This is a genomic window from Mesorhizobium sp. M0077 (assembly GCF_040322955.1).
Taxonomy (GTDB): Bacteria; Pseudomonadota; Alphaproteobacteria; order Rhizobiales; family Rhizobiaceae; genus Mesorhizobium.
On the sequence record NZ_JAMYUL010000012.1, the window covers coordinates 156846 to 173677 of the forward strand.

Sequence of the window (16832 nt, forward strand, 5' to 3'; positions counted from 1 at the left end):
CCTGCGAACGCACGGCCGCCCACAGTGCACCATTCGCACCGATGGCCCCAGGAGACAAAAGGCTCGTCAGATCTCGTGCTTTGGCTGGGCTGCGCGTAGGGCATCAAGCGCTAAGCGAACCGCATCGATGCCTGAGACGCTGGGCTGGATCGGCCTGAAAATCAGGCGGCCGTTCCGGTAGTCCAGGCCCAACGCCTTGCCGTTCCGCCATTGGGACGCCGACGGCTTGTTCCGAGGGGTGATCGCGATGGCCTCGGGACCCACATCGACTTTGCCGACGCCCAATTCCGACGCTGCTATTCGCAACCTGGTAAATTCCAGCAAAAGGGCTACTTCGCCAGGCATGTCTCCAAAGCGGTCCTCGAGCTCTTCGCTGAATGTATCGAGGTCCGGCTCCGAACGGATGCGGGAGAGCCGCGCATAGAGGCCAACGCGCACCGTAGGCTCGTCGACATAGCTCTCGGGAAAAGCCCCCTTTCCCGAGCCATTGATCTCGGCAAGTTGCTTGCTGAAGTTGGCCCCTCCGCCAGCCGCCGAGACCGCCCGCTCCAGCAAGTGCTCGTACAAGCCCACTCCGATCAGCTTCATATGCCCGGCCTGGTCTTCGCCGAAAAGATCTCCGGCCCCACGCAGGTCGAGGTCTCTTTGACTGATTGCCAGGCCGGAGCCGAGCCGATCGAGCGCAAGCATCGTCGAAAGCCGGGCCCTGGTGCCGTCGGCTAGTTCAACGCCAGGCTGGGTCAGAAGAAACGCAACGGCCTGCACCGCCCCCCTTCCGACCCGGCCCCGCAACTGGTGCAACTGCGCCAGACCGAACCTGTCGGGGCGCCAAACGATGATGGTGTTGGCCCGCGGCACATCGAGGCCGCTCTCGATGATGTCGGTGCTCAACAAAATGTCGCCATCACCGCCGGCGAATCCGACCATGACTTCGTCCAGCTGTCTCCCCTTCATTTCACCATGCGCCGTCTTGACCCCGAGTTCCGGCACCAGTCTGTTCAGCTGGTCACAGGCCGGGGCAATATCCTCGATCCGCGGGACCACGAAGAAGCTCTGTCCACCCCGGTGAAATTCACGCAGGAGGGCCGCGCGCACCGATGCTGGATCGAACGCTGCCAAGATCGTGCGAACGGGACGTCGTTTGGCGGGTGGAAAGTTTAGAACGCTGACGTCCTGGATGCCCGACAACGCCGATTGCAGCGTCCGGGGTATCGGTGTGGCGCTCATGCTCAGCGTATGAAGGCGAGGCGTCATGGTCCGCAGGGCCCGCTTCAACTTGACCCCGAACCGGTGCTCCTCGTCGATCACCAGCAGTCCAAGATTGGCGAAGGTGACGCTCCTGGACGCCAGGGCCTGAGTACCCACAACGACCGCAACCTGGCCGCTCCGCAGACCCTCTTTTGCCGCTCTCGCCTCCGCTGCCCCGACCATCCTAGAAAGGTGGGCGACCTGCAGCCCGGTTCCTGCGAAGCGGCGGCTGAACGTCTCATAGTGCTGTCGTGCCAACACCGTTGTCGGTGCTATGATAGCAACCTGTTTCCCGCAGAGAGCGGCGGCGGCGCAAGCACGCAGGGCGACCTCTGTCTTGCCGAAGCCGACATCGCCGCAGACGAGCCGGTTCATTGTTCTTCCCGACGAAAGATCATCGAGCACAGCGCGGATGGCGGCCGCTTGGTCGGGCGTCTCCGTATAGGGAAATCTCGCCGCAAAACGGGCCAAGTCCGTGCGGGAGGGCTTTATGATCTCGGCAGGCTGACTGGACCTGATTTTGGCAAGACTCAAGAGGCGTTTGGCCAGCCTGTCGATCTCGCGCAACGCAGCTTCGCGTCGCTTCGGCCAGCCCTCGCCGTTGAGGCGATCAAGGGACACTGCCTCCGGTTCCGAGCCGTAGCGCCATATTCGTCCAAAGTCGTCGACCGGAACCAGCAAGGAAGCCCCGCCATGATATTCCAGTCTGACGACATCCTGTTGCTGGCCAGCCAACTCGACCTGTTCGACCGCGGCGAGCACGCCCAGGCCATGGTCTTCATGGACGACGACATCGCCAATGCGCAACTCGGGTTCGAGTATGCCCGTGGTCGCGCTCCCGTTCGCCTTCAACGCGGGACCAAACAGGTCGGATGCGGCCACCACGGCGATATTGGATTGCGCGTCGACAAACCCTTCGTCGAGGACGAATTCAGCCTTGAGAAGAGAGCCCCTTGCGGCCGAAAGGATTTGCGGCAAGTCGGCCGCTTCCTCTGCCCGCCGGCCTAGTCTCCTATCGAGCAGGCGATCTGCTCGCTGCAATTCAGAGGCATCGCCGGTGAACACTACTCTGACTCCGGCGCTCGTCTGCCTTGTGACGAATTCCGCGAAATCATGCCCGGGTCGGGCCTGGCGGAAGAATTTGGGAACTCCCACGGCAGAAACGGCAAGTCTCACGCAGCAGCGGTTAAGCAGAGCAGCGTCCCACTCTTCACGGGATAGGTAAAATCGTCCCGGCAAAGGTTTTTTCGTTCCGGCTGCCTCCTGCCTGGCACGACGTGCATCCTCGACCAGATCCAGAATTCTGCCGAGCGGCTGCCCGTCGGTCCCTTCAAGGAAGGAGATCGAAGCGCTGGATGCCGCATCGAAGACGGATGGCATAGCGCCATACGATGCGACCAGGCGCTCCTCCATCGACGTCGCGCGCATCGCTGTCAACTCAGGATGCTCACCAGCTTTAAAGATCAGCTCGGATGCCGGTCCGACCGTAATCGAGTCTCGAACCTGATTGCTGAGCTGACTGAGCGGGTCGTAGGTCTTGAGCTGGCGGATGCAGGCATCGGGACCAACGATGATGCGAACGGGGCCGTCCGCGCCAGCAGGAAAAATATCGATGGGATCGCCCCGAAAGGCTATCTCACCCGGTTCGTCGACCCTCTCGTCGACGACATAGCCAATGGCTTCGGACCTGGTTCTGAAATCGTCACGGTCGAGCTTTTGTCCCACCTCCAGAATTGTGAAACCGCCAGCGATGACCGGAGCAGGCGGCACCCGCTGCAGAATGGCTTCGAGCGACATCACAGCGATGCGCGGGCGATCCGGCTTCGTTGCGATCTCACGCAACGCGCGAAGCCTTCGCCCCATATTGGCGCGTGTGGGCCATACCCTGTCGTAGGGCAGACAATCCCAGGACGGCAGCAAGATGATATCCGCGTCAGGCAGGAACTGACGCAAGGCGCCGGCGATCTCCTCGGCACTGCGTTCCGAGGGAGCTATATGGATGATGTGTTTGTCCCGACTGGTCTCCAGGCCACGGGCCAGCGCTACCGCGATTGCTGAGGATGGCGGTCCGCCGTGCCCTATCGCAAACCCGCTGTCATCCGTGTGATCGATTTGTTCGACATCCGTCCGCGAAATATGCCTGTTCACTGAAATCTCACCTTGCCACTGAGACAACGTCAGCGGAGCCACCCCGTTCCTGGTGGCGCATCAAAGAGTTCCAGGACTGGCTGCGGGTGCAGCCCTTGAAATTGGGGGGAGCGACTGGGTCAAAGCTGCGCCGTGATCGGCGAACTCCTGGGGCTGGCTGCCCAGCGGGACAATTTCTAACCGAGCCTATGTCATAGGTTAATGCATTGCTGCCTGGCTCACCTATGGCTGTCCTAAAAAACTGGTGCTTGGATCATTCCGGGATCTTCAACCACCCTCGACGCTGGCAAAACGCTCCAGGCATGGGACCATGCCGCACGGCGGCGCTTTCTGCCGCCGCGCATATGTCCCCATGCCAGTCGGAACTTTTGGCGCGGATAATAGTTCGATCACCAACATCAGCCAGGTAGTCAATTTGTTCCCCACCTCATCCTCGGATGTACTCATTCGCAAGCTTCAGACCATCTCGGATCTTCGAGAGGCCGACATCGGCGTTCTGAAAGGCATTCCGATCCAGGAGAAGGAATATTCGGCCAACCACGATCTGGTGCGTGAGGGCGACCGTCCTGTTTACTCGTTTGTCGTTCTTGATGGCTTGGTCGGTTCCACCAAACATACGGGCGAAGGAAAGCGACAAATCACATCATTCTTCGTCGCCGGCGACATTCCTGATCTGCATGGGCTGCATCTGTCGGTCATGGATTGTAACTTCTCGACCCTTACGCCGGCGCGAATAGGTTTCATGCGGCATGACACCCTGCGTGCCGTTTGCGACCAGCACCCTCGCATCGCCACCGCTTTTTGGCGGTCGACGTTGATAGATGCCGCGATTTACAGGGAGTGGGTCATCAATGTGGGAAGACGCGAGGCATACACCCGCATGGCTCACATCCTGTGCGAACTGATTTTTCGCTTGCGCTCTATGGGGCGCATTGAGGATCACGTGGCGGATATTCCCATTACACAGGCGGCCCTTGGCGATGCACTGGGTTTGTCCACGGTCCACGTCAACCGGATGCTCCAGGAACTACGACGCAGAGGTCTCATTGCCACCTCGGGATCAAAAGTTCACGCACTGGACTGGGCTGGCCTCACTCACGCAGGAGATTTCGACACGACCTACCTGCACCAAAGGAACCCCGCAGATTAGCAGTGACGGAAGCTCTCCGATGGCACGATTTTTCTTCGACAGCGGCGATGGCGATCTCATCTTCGAGGACGAAATAGGTGTCGAATGCGCTGGCCTCGAGGAGGTCCGCCGCGCGGGATTCGAGGGCCTTGTCGACCTCACGAGAGAGTCACTGAAGAGCGTCGACGGGCAGCAATTGTTTATCGAAGTGCGCGATGAAAATGGCGCCAAGATTTTGCGGCTAAGCCTCTCGCTTCGGGTAAAATCGAACGTATAAATTTGCACTCTACGCGCAGCGTTAGGCGAGCGGACTGGGACTGCAAACATCCACTGGCATGTCGTGTCTCAAAACCAGGGCCACTTTTGAGCGACATGCATTAACCCATAGATTGTGCCTCGATTCGCCTCGATTTGTGTACAGGACGGGGAACCATCAAAGAGCCGCCGAGTTCGTCCAACGGACAAGCTCGGAATCTAACATGGAAGAAATCGGCAAGGCACAACAAAAGGTCATAGCCCGCCTCATACGGGAGTGGATTTCATCGGACGCCAATCGTCGCCAGCTTCGCCAGTTGCTGGATCTGCCGACAGATGCGGACATGCCCAGCGAGCATCGGTCATTGCTTGACGAACTCGACCGAAAGCTCAACCAATGAGCGCCCCTGCTTTCGGGAGGGCTCAAGAGTGGATGCGAGCCGGTGGCGAGGGAAAGGAGCTGAGGTCGACATCTGGTTGAGGCCGCCGACATTTGACCCAGGCAGACGCGAACGCTTTACGCCGGACGGCGCCGATTGGCCGAAGAAAGAATGTTCGGTGGTTTCGTGGAGCCGCGGTCCGATTCCTAGAGGTGAGTTTCTGCACCTTGCTGCGCGTTTAAAAGTTGAGAAACGGCAGTTATGATCTGCGGCAGAAAAAAGGGCTTGGTGATCATTATGCTGTTGGGCACGCCTTCCGCTCCCCAGTGTACCGCGCTGTCGCCACTGATATAGACAACCGGGATGGTCGAGTTGGACCTTCGCAAGTGCCGAGCGACCTCCCACCCCGACTGTCCTGCTCCCAGACGGATGTCCGTGAGCACGGCCTTGAACTTGGTCGGATCGGGGTCGAAAGCCGCCAGCGCCTCGGCGGCACTCCGAGTGCCGACGACCTGGAAGCCGGCCTCCTCCAAAGCTGACTCGAGGTCGAGCAGGATCATTGTCTCATCTTCGACGATCAGAACAGCACCTTCGCTCATCCGGAATCTCCCCAAGCCGCCACCGCTAATACGAGTTCGGCGTCAACTTGGTTCCATCTGACGCGCAGCAGCCGTTGGTATCGAAGCTCTACGCTGCCTCGATTGCGCGGCGGACTTGTGACGTCGGGAAGCCACCCTGGAAAAGGCCGACACCGGCTTAGCTGCTTCGACAGCCTTGGACAATGAGGCTGAATTACATGTTGTAGCCGACGCTTAACCGTTGCCGACGAGGTCGCTTTGATCAAGCGTTCTCCTGATCTCCAGAAGCTTGCTGGATCTGCGTCATCACCTTTTGGGGATCCACATTCTCGGCGAGTTCCGGCAGCTCTTTGTCGGCCGGGGTCGAGATATTCAGACGCGCCGTCAAGGCAGCCACCATCTCGATCAGCCGCGTGGTTTCATGTTCGTTCAGAAGGCTGATCTGCAAATCCAGTTCGGCTCGCCGCTCGCTGTGTGCGGCCATTCTGTTCTGATTGATCAGCACGAAAGTAGACAGGAAGATTGCCTCAACCGAGGCGACCATGGCTAGGATCACGAAAGTCGGGTCCCAAGCTGGGACGGCTGGTATCGCGCCAAGGTTCGCGAGGACCCAGACGACAAGAATTGCAAGGTGCAGATAGACGAAAGTCATGCTTCCCGCGAAGCGCGAAACGGCGCCGGCGACCCACGCTTGAACGCCTTGGTGCTCCTCTTGCTGTCGCCTGTGCTCCACCAGGGCCTGTATGTTCTGGTGGAGCACCGACTGCATGTCGGCTGGACGTTGGTCGCTCATTGAAAGCCCCGTTTGGAGATCATTCCGTGCAAGCGGCGTCGCTTATCGCCGGTGGCTCCCGCGAGGCCGGATCTGCCTTGAACTCGACGGCACGAGACTTGGGTCGCTGCCGACGGCCCCCTTGGGACAAGGCGTGCCCTCCTGCAATAGTGTGCACCATGCCGACCACTGCCTGCGGGGCGCTCTGATGAACCATATGGCCGGCGCCCGGAACCACCTCAAGGAGAGACCCACCGACTTCCGCGTGCAAGCGTCGTGCATCGCGTTGCGCGTCGAACAACCGGTCCCCGGATCCCGCCATGATGCCGGTGGGCACGGCAATGTCCTTATAGTTGGCCTTTCCCAACAAGGACGCGGCCAGCATCGATGCTGTCTCCAGAGAAACCGCCCGCAATTGGGAAGGGCGGCTGGCGACATCTTTGGCGAGTGCGGCGAAGTCGCCGGCGACGACGGCGGGTTTAAAGATCTTCTCCATTGCCCAATGCCAAGCAAGCCTTACAAGCGGCGGCAGCAAGGTGTGACGAAACGCGGTGCCGATCACAGGCAATGCAGGGAGTGCGGCCAGTGCAAGATCCAGCCGCGGTGGCGGATAGTAGTAGCCCGAGACCAGCACGATGCCGGCGACCGACGGAGAATGCCTGCGCGCCAATTCGAGGGCGATCCAAGCTCCCCAGGAATGTCCAAGCACGAGGTATTTCTCTATACCCAGCCCGCAGGCGGCGGCATGTATAAGGTCGGCTTGGTCGCGAGCGGACCAACGCCGGCCGCGCGGCCGTGAGCTTCGCCCAAAACCGGGACGATCAAATGCAAGCACCCGATAGGTCTTTGCCGCCTCATCGAAGATGCCGCTCGACTTGAAATCCTCCGCCATGGATCCATTGCCATGCAGGAGAAGCAGCGGCATGCCGGTTCCGGCTTCGATAAAATGCAGGCGCACACCATCGATCTCCATCACACGTCCGCATGCCCGGCCGGCAATCGCACGTTTGGCGCGGATGGCGTTGTATGCCGCCAGCGCCGCCAACGAGGCCGCGAGCAACCCGGTCGCGAGTTTCGGTCCATCTCTGTCGAACGCCATGCCCGTGCCTGTTGGAAACTATCTGCCGACCCCAACTCTCGGGGCGAAAGCTTGTTCCGCCAGACAAGACAACGCTGTACAACCGGCTCAAGCGGCTAAAGTAGGCCTTCTCCATGGAGTTGGGACCGTTAAGCCTGGGCAGCACTGCTGCCTCCCATTTTCCAATCACCCTGCCAACGTGCGCGCACGGCAATGATCAGCATGGCCGCTTCCGTCATCCCGGTCTGGAAAAGTCTGACCAGCTCTCTCGCGATGGATTCTGCCGCGGTAGTGTCCGACGAAATCTCAAATTCCTCACACAGCGCGTCGAAAACCGACCGAAGCGTTTTCAGGTCGTCTGGATAGAGAGCGTCCGTATTCGTAAGAATGGGTCGGTCAAGCATCAAACGTCTCCAAACGAGTGAAGTGCGGTTCGGGCACCCGTCAAGTGCCCGCTGGTTTCCCCTTTATCCGCCACAGCGCGCCAAGCTGTCATTAACCTATGACCGGTGCGGCGTGTTCGGCTGACCGGCCCGCCAAAGAAACTGCCGTCCTGCGGGGAACTCTTGGCTGCAGACTGCATTTAAGTCCGGGCAAAACGGGGGCGAAATGGGGGCCACTTCAAGCAATCCGCGATCTGAACTGCAGCGCTTCGAGCTTTTGGCAGCGTTGGGCGACCGTATCCGCGAGATTACGGATCCCGCAGAACTGGCCTACGCAGCCGCGGAACTGCTGGGGAACCATTTTGGCATCAGCCGAGCCGGATACGGCACGATCGATCTAGAGAAAGAAACGATCACCATCGACAGGGACTGGAACGCGCCAGGCATCAAAAGCCTGGCTGGGACGCTGAATTTCAGGAACTACGGCTCGTATATCGAGGATTTGAAGCGAGGCGAAACCGTTGTCTTTGAAAACGCCGAGACAGATCCGCGAACCAGCGGCCATGCGGAGGCACTCAAAGCCATCAGCGCCCAATCCGTCATCAACATGCCCGTCACCGAGCATGGCGGGCTGGTGGCGCTGTTATACCTGAACCACTCCGCGCCCAGACGCTGGGCGACGGAGGAAGTAGCCCTCATTTCGGCAGTCGCTGACCGGACGCGTACGGCGATAGAACGCCTTCGCGCCGAACTGGCCCTGCGTGAGAACGCCGAACGCCTTGCTTTTCTCGACCGCCTCGGCAGGGAGATAGCCCTCGCGGCCGACGCCGATGCTGTCATGCAGATCACCACTCGGCTCCTCGGCGAACATCTTGGCGTCTCGATTTGCGCCTATGCCGACATGGAGCAGGACCAAGACCATTTCACCATCCGCGGCGATTGGAGCGCACCTGGCTCGCCCAGCATCAGGGGATATTACAGTCTTGCCGATTTCGGTCGCCTGGCTGTCACCAACCTCAGCGCCAACAAGCCGCTTATCATCAACAACAACCTTGAGGAAATTGCTCCCGAGGAAGCGAAGACCTTTCAGGATATCGGGATAACGGCAACCATCTGTATGCCTTTGGTCAAACAAGGCCGACTGACTGCCCTGATGGCCATCCACGACAAGCAGCGCCGCGTCTGGTCGCAACGCGAACTGTCCTTGCTGACCGAGGTGACGGAGCGGTCCTGGGCTCACATCGAGCGCGTTCGCTCGGAACAGGCGGCACGGGCCAGCGAGGAGAGGCTGAGGCTTGCCACCGACGCGGCCGCTATCGGCACCTGGGATTACGATCCCATCAGCGGAGTGCTGCGTTGGGACGACCGGTGCAAAGCCCTTTTTGGTTTGCCGCCGGACGCGGAGGTGACATATGAAAGCGCCTTCCTGGCGGGCCTCCACCCGGAAGATCGCGCACGGGCCGACGAGGCCGTACGCCAGTCGCTCGCGCCGGGCACCCCCTCCCGCTACGACATCGAATACCGGACGATCGGCCTTCGGGATGGCAAGGAGCGCTGGATTGCCGCAACGGGGGAAGCGCTTTTCCAGTCCGGCCGTGCGATCCGCTTCATCGGCACCGTGGTCGACGTCACCGCGCGAAAGCGGGTGGAGCATCAGCTTCAGTTGATGAACGCCACTGCGGCAGCCGTGGCGGCCGAGCTTGAGGTAGAGCGAATTGTCCAGACGGTAACCGATGCCGGCGTGGTGCTGTCGGGCGCACAATTTGGAGCTTTCTTCTACAATGTGATCGACGACAAGGGCGACAGCTATGTGCTCTACGCCCTGTCGGGGGCACCTCGTTCTGCTTTCGAAAACTTTCCGATGCCGCGCAACACCGCGGTGTTCGAGCCCACTTTCCGCGGAACAAGCGTGGTGCGTTCCGACGATATCCTCACCGATCCGCGCTACGGCAAGAACTGGCCCCGCAAGGGAATGCCGGAGGGCCATCTGCCGGTGCGTTCCTATCTCGCCGTGCCGGTCGTCTCGCGTTCGGGCGAGGTGCTGGGTGGCCTCTTCCTTGGCCATCCAGAAATCGGCGTCTTCGCCGAACAGCAAGAGGCGGCCTTGCTGGGGCTTGCGGGCCATGCCGCGACGGCAATCGACAACTCCCGACTGTTCAAGGCGCTGCAGACACTCAACGGCACGCTCGAACAGCGTGTCAAAGATGAAGTAGCGGAACGCGCCAGAGCAGAAGAGCACCTGCGCCAAGCCCAGAAGATGGAAGCTGTCGGACAGCTCACCGGTGGCATCGCGCACGACTTCAACAATATGCTGGCCGTCATCATCGGCGGCCTGAACCTTGTGCAGCGCAAGCTCAGAAACGGCGATACCAACGTCCACCAATTCGTAACCGGCGCGATCGATGGAGCACAACGTGCCGCAGAACTTACCAGGCGACTGCTCGCCTTTTCCCGCCAGCAACCACTGGCGCCGAAGCGGCTGAATCCAAATCGCCTCGTCTCCGGTATGAGCGAATTGCTGAACCGGACGCTTGGCGAGACCATTCAGATCGAGACCGTGCTCGCTGCGGGCCTATGGCATGTCGAGGCCGACGCAGGGCAATTGGAAAGCGCGCTGCTCAACCTTTGCGTCAACGCAAGGGATGCCATGCCTGCCGGCGGCAAGCTGACGATCGAGACATCAAACGCCCACGTCGACGATCGCTATGCCAGGGAGAACGCGATCCCCTCCGGCCAGTATGTGATGATAGCGGTCACCGATACAGGAACGGGCATGACTGCTGATGTTGTCGCAAGAGCTTTCGATCCGTTCTTCACCACCAAGGGGGTCGGCAAAGGCACCGGGCTGGGACTCAGCCAAGTCTATGGGTTTGTTCGCCAGTCCGGCGGCAGTGTGAAGATCTATTCCGAGCAGGGCATCGGAACCACCTTGAAAATATATTTGCCGCGCTCGCACCATGGCGTGCTCGACAGCCAAATCGACGTCGTGGCAGGCGAGCACCCCGGCTGTGCAGACGAGATCATCATGGTTGTCGAGGATGAAGATCGCGTCCGGCTGATGGCCGCGGAAGCGCTGCGGGAACTGGGCTACTCCGTGCTGGAAATGCAAGGTCCACGCGAAGCGCTGGTGGCCGTCGAAAGGGGGCAAGTGCCGTCGCTTCTGTTCACCGACGTGGTGATGCCGGAGATGTCGGGCCGGGAGCTGGTGGATCAGGTCAAGACAATGCACCCGTCGCTAAAAGTGCTCTACACCACCGGCTACACACGAAATGCGATTGTCCACAACGGCACGCTCGATTTCGGAACCGAACTTTTGACCAAGCCCTACACGATCGACGAATTGGCAGAGAAAGTCCGGAAGGTGCTGGATCGAAAGTGAACGGGCAACAGCCCGCGACGCTCGCCCCGTGACCGAACACGCCGTTTGCCGCGTGGGTGTGCAGCGAAAAGGGCCGGACACCGACATCATATTGACATGGCCCGGCTTCACTTTTCCGAGCCAGTATCCCTCCAGATTTTGTCGACCTCTTGCCCATCCGCCGCCTTGCTCATTGCCGTGATGGCGCAGCACGATCGAAATCTCGTTGCCGCCGGTCGCCAGTCGGAAAATCCCGGCGACAAATAAATGCCGCCTCTGGCTCCCTGCGATGCTCAACACTGAAGCTGCCGTAAAAATGCTCGCTGGCCGATGGCCGGATGGAACAATCAACTTGCCGGGATGTTCGGATGATCTAACCGGAGAGATGTCCATGTTCATGCACAACAAGCGCCTGCAATACACCGTTCGCGTCTCGGAGCCGAATCCTCGCCTGGCCTGCATGATCATGGAACAGTTCGGCGGCGCCGATGGCGAGCTTGCAGCGGCCATGCGCTATTTCACGCAAGGGCTTGGCGAGGACGATCTTGGCCGTCGCGACATGTTGCTCGATATTGCGACCGAAGAACTCAGCCATCTCGAAGTGGTGGGATCAATCGTCACCATGCTCAACAAGGGGCTCAAGGCACAGCTGGCCGAGGGCCAAATGAAGGAAGCGGACCTTTACCTGATGATCGGCGCCAGCGGCACAACAGCCAAGGAATCAATTCTGTTCGGCGGCGCTCCCGCGCTGTGCGACTCAGCCGGCGTTCCCTGGACCGCGGCCTATGTCGACTCGCGCGGTGAACCTACGGTGGATTTGCGGTCGAATATCGCCGCCGAAGCCCGCGCCAAGATCGTTTACGAACGCCTCATCAACATCACCGACGACCCGGGAATCAAGGACGCGCTCGGCTTCCTGATGACCCGCGAGATCGCGCACCAGAAGTCGTTCGAGAAAGCACTCTACGCGATCGAAAACAATTTCCCTTCCGGCAAGCTCCCAGGCGTAGAGAAGTACGCCAGCATGTATGTCAACACCTCTCAAGGCGACGGCGATGTCGCTGGCCCATGGAATTCCGGCGAAGAGTGGGATCGGATCGATGACCTTGAAGAGGTGATGCCCGTCGACGGCGGAGACGGCCTGGCAACTGTCAAGCTGGGGGCCAAAGACCTGAAGGTGGTGGCCAGGATGGCCGACCGTACGCTTTCCGATCCGGCTTCCGATCCGACAACAGGCGCTGATCTAGGAGCGGGCCCGGGAGCTGGCCGTACCAAGAACGCCGATTTCGGCGGCGCGGCAAGCATTCAGGAGGCCCCGGCCGTGGCAGAGGCTGCTGTCAAACGCGCACGTAGGCGTTAGTACAGAGCCGACATCATTGCGGGCATCTATGTTCCGCGATGCGGCCGGAAGCTAACACCGACGAAGGCAGGGCATCCGACCAGCAACGGACTGGCCGGAGCGCTCGCATCGACATCTGTGCTGAATGTGGGTGAAGCAACCATGGCCACCGCCGCACCACGATCAGATTCGGAGCGTGCGGGCCAGCCGGATAAGGTCCGTCCCGACGGTTGCGAGAACCGGTGCATCGTGACAATCGGAGCATCGGCCGGCGGCGTCGACGCGCTGAAGAGACTTGTCCGCGATCTTTCGCCGGACATCCCGGCGGCTCTCCTCGTCGTACAGCACGTTGGTCCCACGAGTTACCTCGGCGACATTCTCGGTCGCGCTGCCAACATGCCCGTTGCAAATGCCTCCAGCGGCATGAAGGTTAAAAACGGGCACATCTTCGTTGCACCGCCCGGAGCTCACCTTCTGTTACATGACGATCATATGCTGCTGCGGCGCGGGCCGCGCGAGAACCTGGCGCGCCCCGCCATCGACCCCCTGTTTCGATCGGCGGCCTGCAGCTTTGGCGGCAGCGTGATCGGCGTCGTGCTCACAGGCAGCCTCTCCGACGGCACCGCCGGCCTGCACGCAGTCAAGATGTGCGGAGGCGTCAGCGTAGTCCAGGACCCCGGCGACGCTGCGGTACCCGACATGCCGCTGAGCGCCTTGCAGAATGTGGAAATCGACCATTGCGTCCCTCTGTCCGAAATGGCTGGCCTGTTGCACAGGCTTGCTTCCGAAATCGCAGGACCGACACCAGAAATCCCGTCCGGCATCCGCCTTGAGGCAGCGATTGCAGCTCAGGAGCACAGCACAATGGAACTGACCGAAGGCCAGCTTGGCGCCCCCTCGACATTTGTCTGCCCCGAATGTCATGGCCCCCTATGGGAGATAGAAGACGGGCCGATTACCCGTTACCGCTGCCACACCGGACATGCGTTCGGGGCAGACGTTTTGATGCAGGCCCAGGCTGACGATGCGGAACAGGCGCTTTGGAGCCTTCTAAGAGCGCACCAGCAGCGGGCTGAGTTGGCGAAACGTACGGCAAAACGCGAAGCCGCGCGGGAAAGACACAGCCTGGCCAGCCAAATGGCTGCGCGGGCCGCGGAATACGAAGCCGACGCGAAACTTATTGAAGAGATCATCCATCGTCGAACGCCGTGACAAGGCAACAGCGTTTGTCAGGGCGGGTGCGTCTGCGCCATCCCGATCGCATTTTCCTGGATCAGCCGCGTTGCCTCACCGCTTGGCCTGTGGCCACGGGTATCCAGGTCCCATGCTTTGATTGAACACCTGCACCCAAATCCAACTGCACGAATTTTATGCAAAGCAGGAACATAGAAGCATTACGCGAGTTAGGCACTGACCCATTGGACGTATCCTCGCATTCTGCGGTCTGCCTGGGTGGTCCTTGTTTTGTAAACGAATGCCAGGACAATGTATCGCTCGCAGCTTTTCGTACCTCTTTTTGGCCTGCTGTTGCTGATGGGTGGCCTGTTCCACGGGCACGAGGCCATGGCGCAGGAACCCTGTCCGGCCGATCACGATAAGCTGCTTGCAGCCCTCAAAGCCAACGTGAAGGCAAGCGGCGGACCAGCGAATGGCGGCTTTGAAACCAACGAATGGGCAGCCATCGTTGCCCGTGACGGCACTGTCTGCGCGATTGCGTTCAGCGGCCCCACCCCCGACTCGCAATGGCCGGGAAGTCGGCTCATAGCAGCGGAGAAAGCCAACACGGCCAACGGTCTCAGCCTGGCTCAGATGGCCCTCTCTACGGCCAATCTCTATGCGGGGGTGCAGCCGGGCGGGCCGCTATTTGGCCTGCAGGAGACCAATCCCGTCAACCAGGCCGCGGCCTATACGGGCGATCCCAAAACGTTCGGAAGCGCCGGCGACCCGCTCGTCGGCAAGCCGATCGGAGGCGTCGTGGTGTTTGGCGGCGGACTTGCCCTCTACGACGGCAAGAGCATTGTCGGCGGCCTCGGCGTTTCAGGCGATTCCTCATGCGCCGATCACAATGTCGCCTGGCGTATCCGCGCGGCGCTCGGCTTCGACAAGGTCCCGGCAGGCGTCAATCCAAATCGCAAGGATGCCATTGTCTACGATCTGGACCCCGGCGGCAAAAGCGCTTCGGGCTGGGGCCATCCGCTTTGTGCCGGAACGGAGGCCGACATCGCGGCCGAACTCGGCGCCGGCGTGGGAGGCTCGATCAATAAATGAAAGCTATGCCCCAGTTGGCATTGACGCGCGTTGACGTAGAACGCCATACCCGCAAATTGGCTGCCGGGAATTCCTTTGGCGCTATCCTTCTGGTGACGCTGCTCGCCTGCCTGCCGCTTTTGGGCGCTGCGTCCGAGCCACCTAAAACACCAGCGATCGTACCACCAGCCGCAGCCTCGCCACCCGATGACGGCCAATGGACGATGCCGGCCAAGAACTACGCGTCGACGCGCTTCAGCGAACTCTCCGAGATCAATGAAGGCAACGTCAAGAACCTGCAGGTCGCGTTCACGTTCTCGACAGGCGTGAACAAGGGCCAGGAAGCAGCGCCGCTGGTCGTCGGCAACACCATGTATATCGTGACGCCCTTTCCCAACTTCGTCTATGCGCTCGATCTCTCCAAGCCCGGCGCCCCGATGAAGTGGAAGTACGAACCCAATCCCGAGCCGGCGGCACAGGGAGTGGCCTGCTGCGACGTCGTCAACCGCGGGGTGGCATTCGCCGACGGGCGCATTTTTTTCAATACGCTGGACGGCCACACGATTGCCCTTGATGCGAACACGGGCAAGCCGATCTGGAACACTCATGTCGGCAACATCAACATCGGCGAGACCATCACCATGGCGCCGCTTGTGGTGAAGGGCAAAGTGCTGGTCGGCAATTCCGGAGGCGAGATGGGCGTTCGCGGCTGGGTAAAGGCGCTCGACGCCGGCGACGGTCATGTCGTCTGGATCGCCTATAGCACCGGGCCGGACAAGGACGTGCTGATCGGATCGGACTTCAAGCCGCACTACGACATGGACAAAGGCAAGGATCTTGGCGTCACGACGTGGCCGCCGGAAGCCTGGAAGATCGGCGGCGGCAACATGTGGGGCTGGATTTCCTATGATCCCGATCTGAACCTGATTTTCCACGGCACCGGCAATCCCGGACCATGGAATCCGGATTTGCGGCCGGGCGACAACAAGTGGACGTCTGGCATTTTCGCGCGCGATCCAGACACCGGCGCGGCGAAATGGTTCTATCAGTGGAGCCCGCACGACCTCCACGACTATGACGGCATCAACGAGCAGATCCTGCTCGACATGACCTGGCAGGGCAAGCCGCGCAAGGTGCTGATCCGGCCGGAGCGCAACGGCTATCTCTACATCCTCGACCGGACAACCGGCGAGGTGCTGTCGGCAAAACCCTTTGGTCCCGTAAACTCCAGCAAAGGTGTGGACCTGAAAACCGGTCGACTGATCGTAAATCCGGACAAGAAGACCGGCACCGGCAAGGTCGTTCGCGATATCTGTCCGACGGCGTCTGGCCTCAAGGACTGGCAGCCTTCCGCGTTCTCGCCGAAGACCGGCCTGCTCTACATCCCGCACAACAATCTGTGCATGGATGAAGAAGGCGTCGAGGTGAACTACATCGCCGGCACGCCCTATGTGGGCATGAACGTCCGCATGATACCAGGGCCCGGCGGTAATCGCGGCGCCTTCACCGCCTGGGACATCGCCGCGGAGAAACCCGCCTGGAGCCTCAAGGAGAATTTCCCGGTATGGAGCGGCGCGGTGGTGACCGCCGGCGACGTTGTCTTCTATGGCACGATGGAAGGCTGGTTCAAGGCGGTCAGCGCCAAGACCGGAGACCTGCTTTGGCAGTTCAAGACCTCGTCCGGGATCATCGGCCAGCCTATCACCTATCGCGGTCCCGACGGGCACCAATATGTCGCCATCCTCTCAGGCGTCGGCGGCTGGGCCGGCGCAATTGTATCGGGCGATCTTGATCCGCGTGACGCCACCGCCGCGCTCGGTTTCGTCAATGCCATGAAGGATCTGAAGAACGCGACAACCTCGGGAGGCACGCTTTATGTGTTCCGGCTGCCTTGATGAATTGTACTTGACCGTAGGT

At 60.6% G+C, this 16832-nt stretch carries 13 protein-coding genes; 8 read left to right on the top strand and 5 right to left on the bottom strand.

Features of this window, described 5'->3' with window-relative positions:
• Nucleotides 1-66: 66 nt before the first annotated feature.
• Nucleotides 67-3396, bottom strand: a complete 3330-nt coding sequence (locus NKJ57_RS22545) for a DEAD/DEAH box helicase (protein ID WP_352512477.1) — start codon at nucleotides 3394-3396, stop codon at nucleotides 67-69.
• 310 nt (nucleotides 3397-3706) lie between these two features.
• Between NKJ57_RS22545 and NKJ57_RS22550 the strand changes: the two genes are divergently transcribed.
• From NKJ57_RS22550 to NKJ57_RS22560, 3 genes are all read left to right on the top strand, one after another.
• Entirely contained in the window at nucleotides 3707-4546 is an 840-nt protein-coding gene (locus NKJ57_RS22550) for a Crp/Fnr family transcriptional regulator (protein WP_245260969.1), read from the top strand.
• Nucleotides 4547-4565: 19 nt separating this feature from the next.
• Nucleotides 4566-4802, top strand: a complete 237-nt coding sequence (locus NKJ57_RS22555; RefSeq protein WP_023668023.1) for a DUF6894 family protein — start codon at nucleotides 4566-4568, stop codon at nucleotides 4800-4802.
• Nucleotides 4803-5004: 202 nt separating this feature from the next.
• On the top strand, nucleotides 5005-5181 hold the full coding sequence (locus NKJ57_RS22560; protein WP_023687819.1) for a hypothetical protein: 177 nt from the start codon (nucleotides 5005-5007) through the stop codon (nucleotides 5179-5181).
• A 185-nt stretch (nucleotides 5182-5366) separates the two neighbouring features.
• Here NKJ57_RS22560 and NKJ57_RS22565 read toward each other — a convergent pair whose 3' ends face one another.
• The 4 genes from NKJ57_RS22565 to NKJ57_RS22580 form a co-directional block, all read right to left on the bottom strand.
• Nucleotides 5367-5759, bottom strand: a complete 393-nt coding sequence (locus NKJ57_RS22565) for a response regulator (RefSeq protein ID WP_023687818.1) — start codon at nucleotides 5757-5759, stop codon at nucleotides 5367-5369.
• A gap of 241 nt (nucleotides 5760-6000) precedes the next feature.
• Nucleotides 6001-6531 (bottom strand): DUF1003 domain-containing protein, encoded by a 531-nt coding sequence (locus tag NKJ57_RS22570; RefSeq protein WP_023681128.1) that lies wholly within the window; start codon nucleotides 6529-6531, stop codon nucleotides 6001-6003.
• 19 nt (nucleotides 6532-6550) lie between these two features.
• Entirely contained in the window at nucleotides 6551-7609 is a 1059-nt protein-coding gene (locus tag NKJ57_RS22575) for an alpha/beta fold hydrolase (RefSeq protein WP_023804839.1), read from the bottom strand.
• 128 nt (nucleotides 7610-7737) lie between these two features.
• Nucleotides 7738-7992 carry a hypothetical protein gene (locus tag NKJ57_RS22580; protein WP_023681126.1) on the bottom strand — a complete coding sequence of 85 codons (255 nt, stop codon included), beginning with the start codon at nucleotides 7990-7992 and terminating at the stop codon, nucleotides 7738-7740.
• Between the two features lie 205 nt (nucleotides 7993-8197).
• On the opposite strand from NKJ57_RS22580, the gene NKJ57_RS22585 reads away from it, so the two are divergent.
• The 5 genes from NKJ57_RS22585 (at nucleotide 8198) to NKJ57_RS22605 (ending at nucleotide 16810) form a co-directional block, all read left to right on the top strand.
• On the top strand, nucleotides 8198-11350 hold the full coding sequence (locus NKJ57_RS22585) for a GAF domain-containing protein (protein ID WP_352512476.1): 3153 nt from the start codon (nucleotides 8198-8200) through the stop codon (nucleotides 11348-11350).
• Nucleotides 11351-11720: 370 nt separating this feature from the next.
• Nucleotides 11721-12689, top strand: coding sequence for a manganese catalase family protein (locus NKJ57_RS22590; RefSeq protein WP_023691426.1), 969 nt, complete (start codon nucleotides 11721-11723; stop codon nucleotides 12687-12689).
• 141 nt (nucleotides 12690-12830) lie between these two features.
• Complete coding sequence (locus tag NKJ57_RS22595; RefSeq protein ID WP_023691427.1) at nucleotides 12831-13880, top strand: chemotaxis protein CheB; 1050 nt, start codon at nucleotides 12831-12833, stop codon at nucleotides 13878-13880.
• 273 nt (nucleotides 13881-14153) lie between these two features.
• Nucleotides 14154-14936 carry a heme-binding protein gene (locus tag NKJ57_RS22600; RefSeq protein ID WP_023712209.1) on the top strand — a complete coding sequence of 261 codons (783 nt, stop codon included), beginning with the start codon at nucleotides 14154-14156 and terminating at the stop codon, nucleotides 14934-14936.
• Nucleotides 14933-16810: a methanol/ethanol family PQQ-dependent dehydrogenase gene (locus NKJ57_RS22605; RefSeq protein WP_023681121.1), complete on the top strand. Its 1878-nt coding sequence runs from the start codon at nucleotides 14933-14935 to the stop codon at nucleotides 16808-16810. Before NKJ57_RS22600 ends, NKJ57_RS22605 begins: the two co-directional genes overlap by 4 nt.
• Nucleotides 16811-16832 lie beyond the last annotated feature (22 nt).

Bases quoted from the DNA above. Each gene is read 5' to 3' on its own strand.
- NKJ57_RS22550 (WP_245260969.1), top strand. From the start codon at position 3,707: ATGCCGCACGGCGGCGCTTTCTGCCGCCGCGCATATGTCCCCATGCCA.
- NKJ57_RS22555 (WP_023668023.1), top strand. From the start codon at position 4,566: ATGGCACGATTTTTCTTCGACAGCGGCGATGGCGATCTCATCTTCGAG.
- NKJ57_RS22560 (WP_023687819.1), top strand. From the start codon at position 5,005: ATGGAAGAAATCGGCAAGGCACAACAAAAGGTCATAGCCCGCCTCATA.
- NKJ57_RS22565 (WP_023687818.1), bottom strand. From the start codon at position 5,759: ATGAGCGAAGGTGCTGTTCTGATCGTCGAAGATGAGACAATGATCCTG.
- NKJ57_RS22570 (WP_023681128.1), bottom strand. From the start codon at position 6,531: ATGAGCGACCAACGTCCAGCCGACATGCAGTCGGTGCTCCACCAGAAC.
- NKJ57_RS22575 (WP_023804839.1), bottom strand. From the start codon at position 7,609: ATGGCGTTCGACAGAGATGGACCGAAACTCGCGACCGGGTTGCTCGCG.
- NKJ57_RS22580 (WP_023681126.1), bottom strand. From the start codon at position 7,992: ATGCTTGACCGACCCATTCTTACGAATACGGACGCTCTCTATCCAGAC.
- NKJ57_RS22585 (WP_352512476.1), top strand. From the start codon at position 8,198: ATGGGGGCCACTTCAAGCAATCCGCGATCTGAACTGCAGCGCTTCGAG.
- NKJ57_RS22590 (WP_023691426.1), top strand. From the start codon at position 11,721: ATGTTCATGCACAACAAGCGCCTGCAATACACCGTTCGCGTCTCGGAG.
- NKJ57_RS22595 (WP_023691427.1), top strand. From the start codon at position 12,831: ATGGCCACCGCCGCACCACGATCAGATTCGGAGCGTGCGGGCCAGCCG.
- NKJ57_RS22600 (WP_023712209.1), top strand. From the start codon at position 14,154: ATGTATCGCTCGCAGCTTTTCGTACCTCTTTTTGGCCTGCTGTTGCTG.
- NKJ57_RS22605 (WP_023681121.1), top strand. From the start codon at position 14,933: ATGAAAGCTATGCCCCAGTTGGCATTGACGCGCGTTGACGTAGAACGC.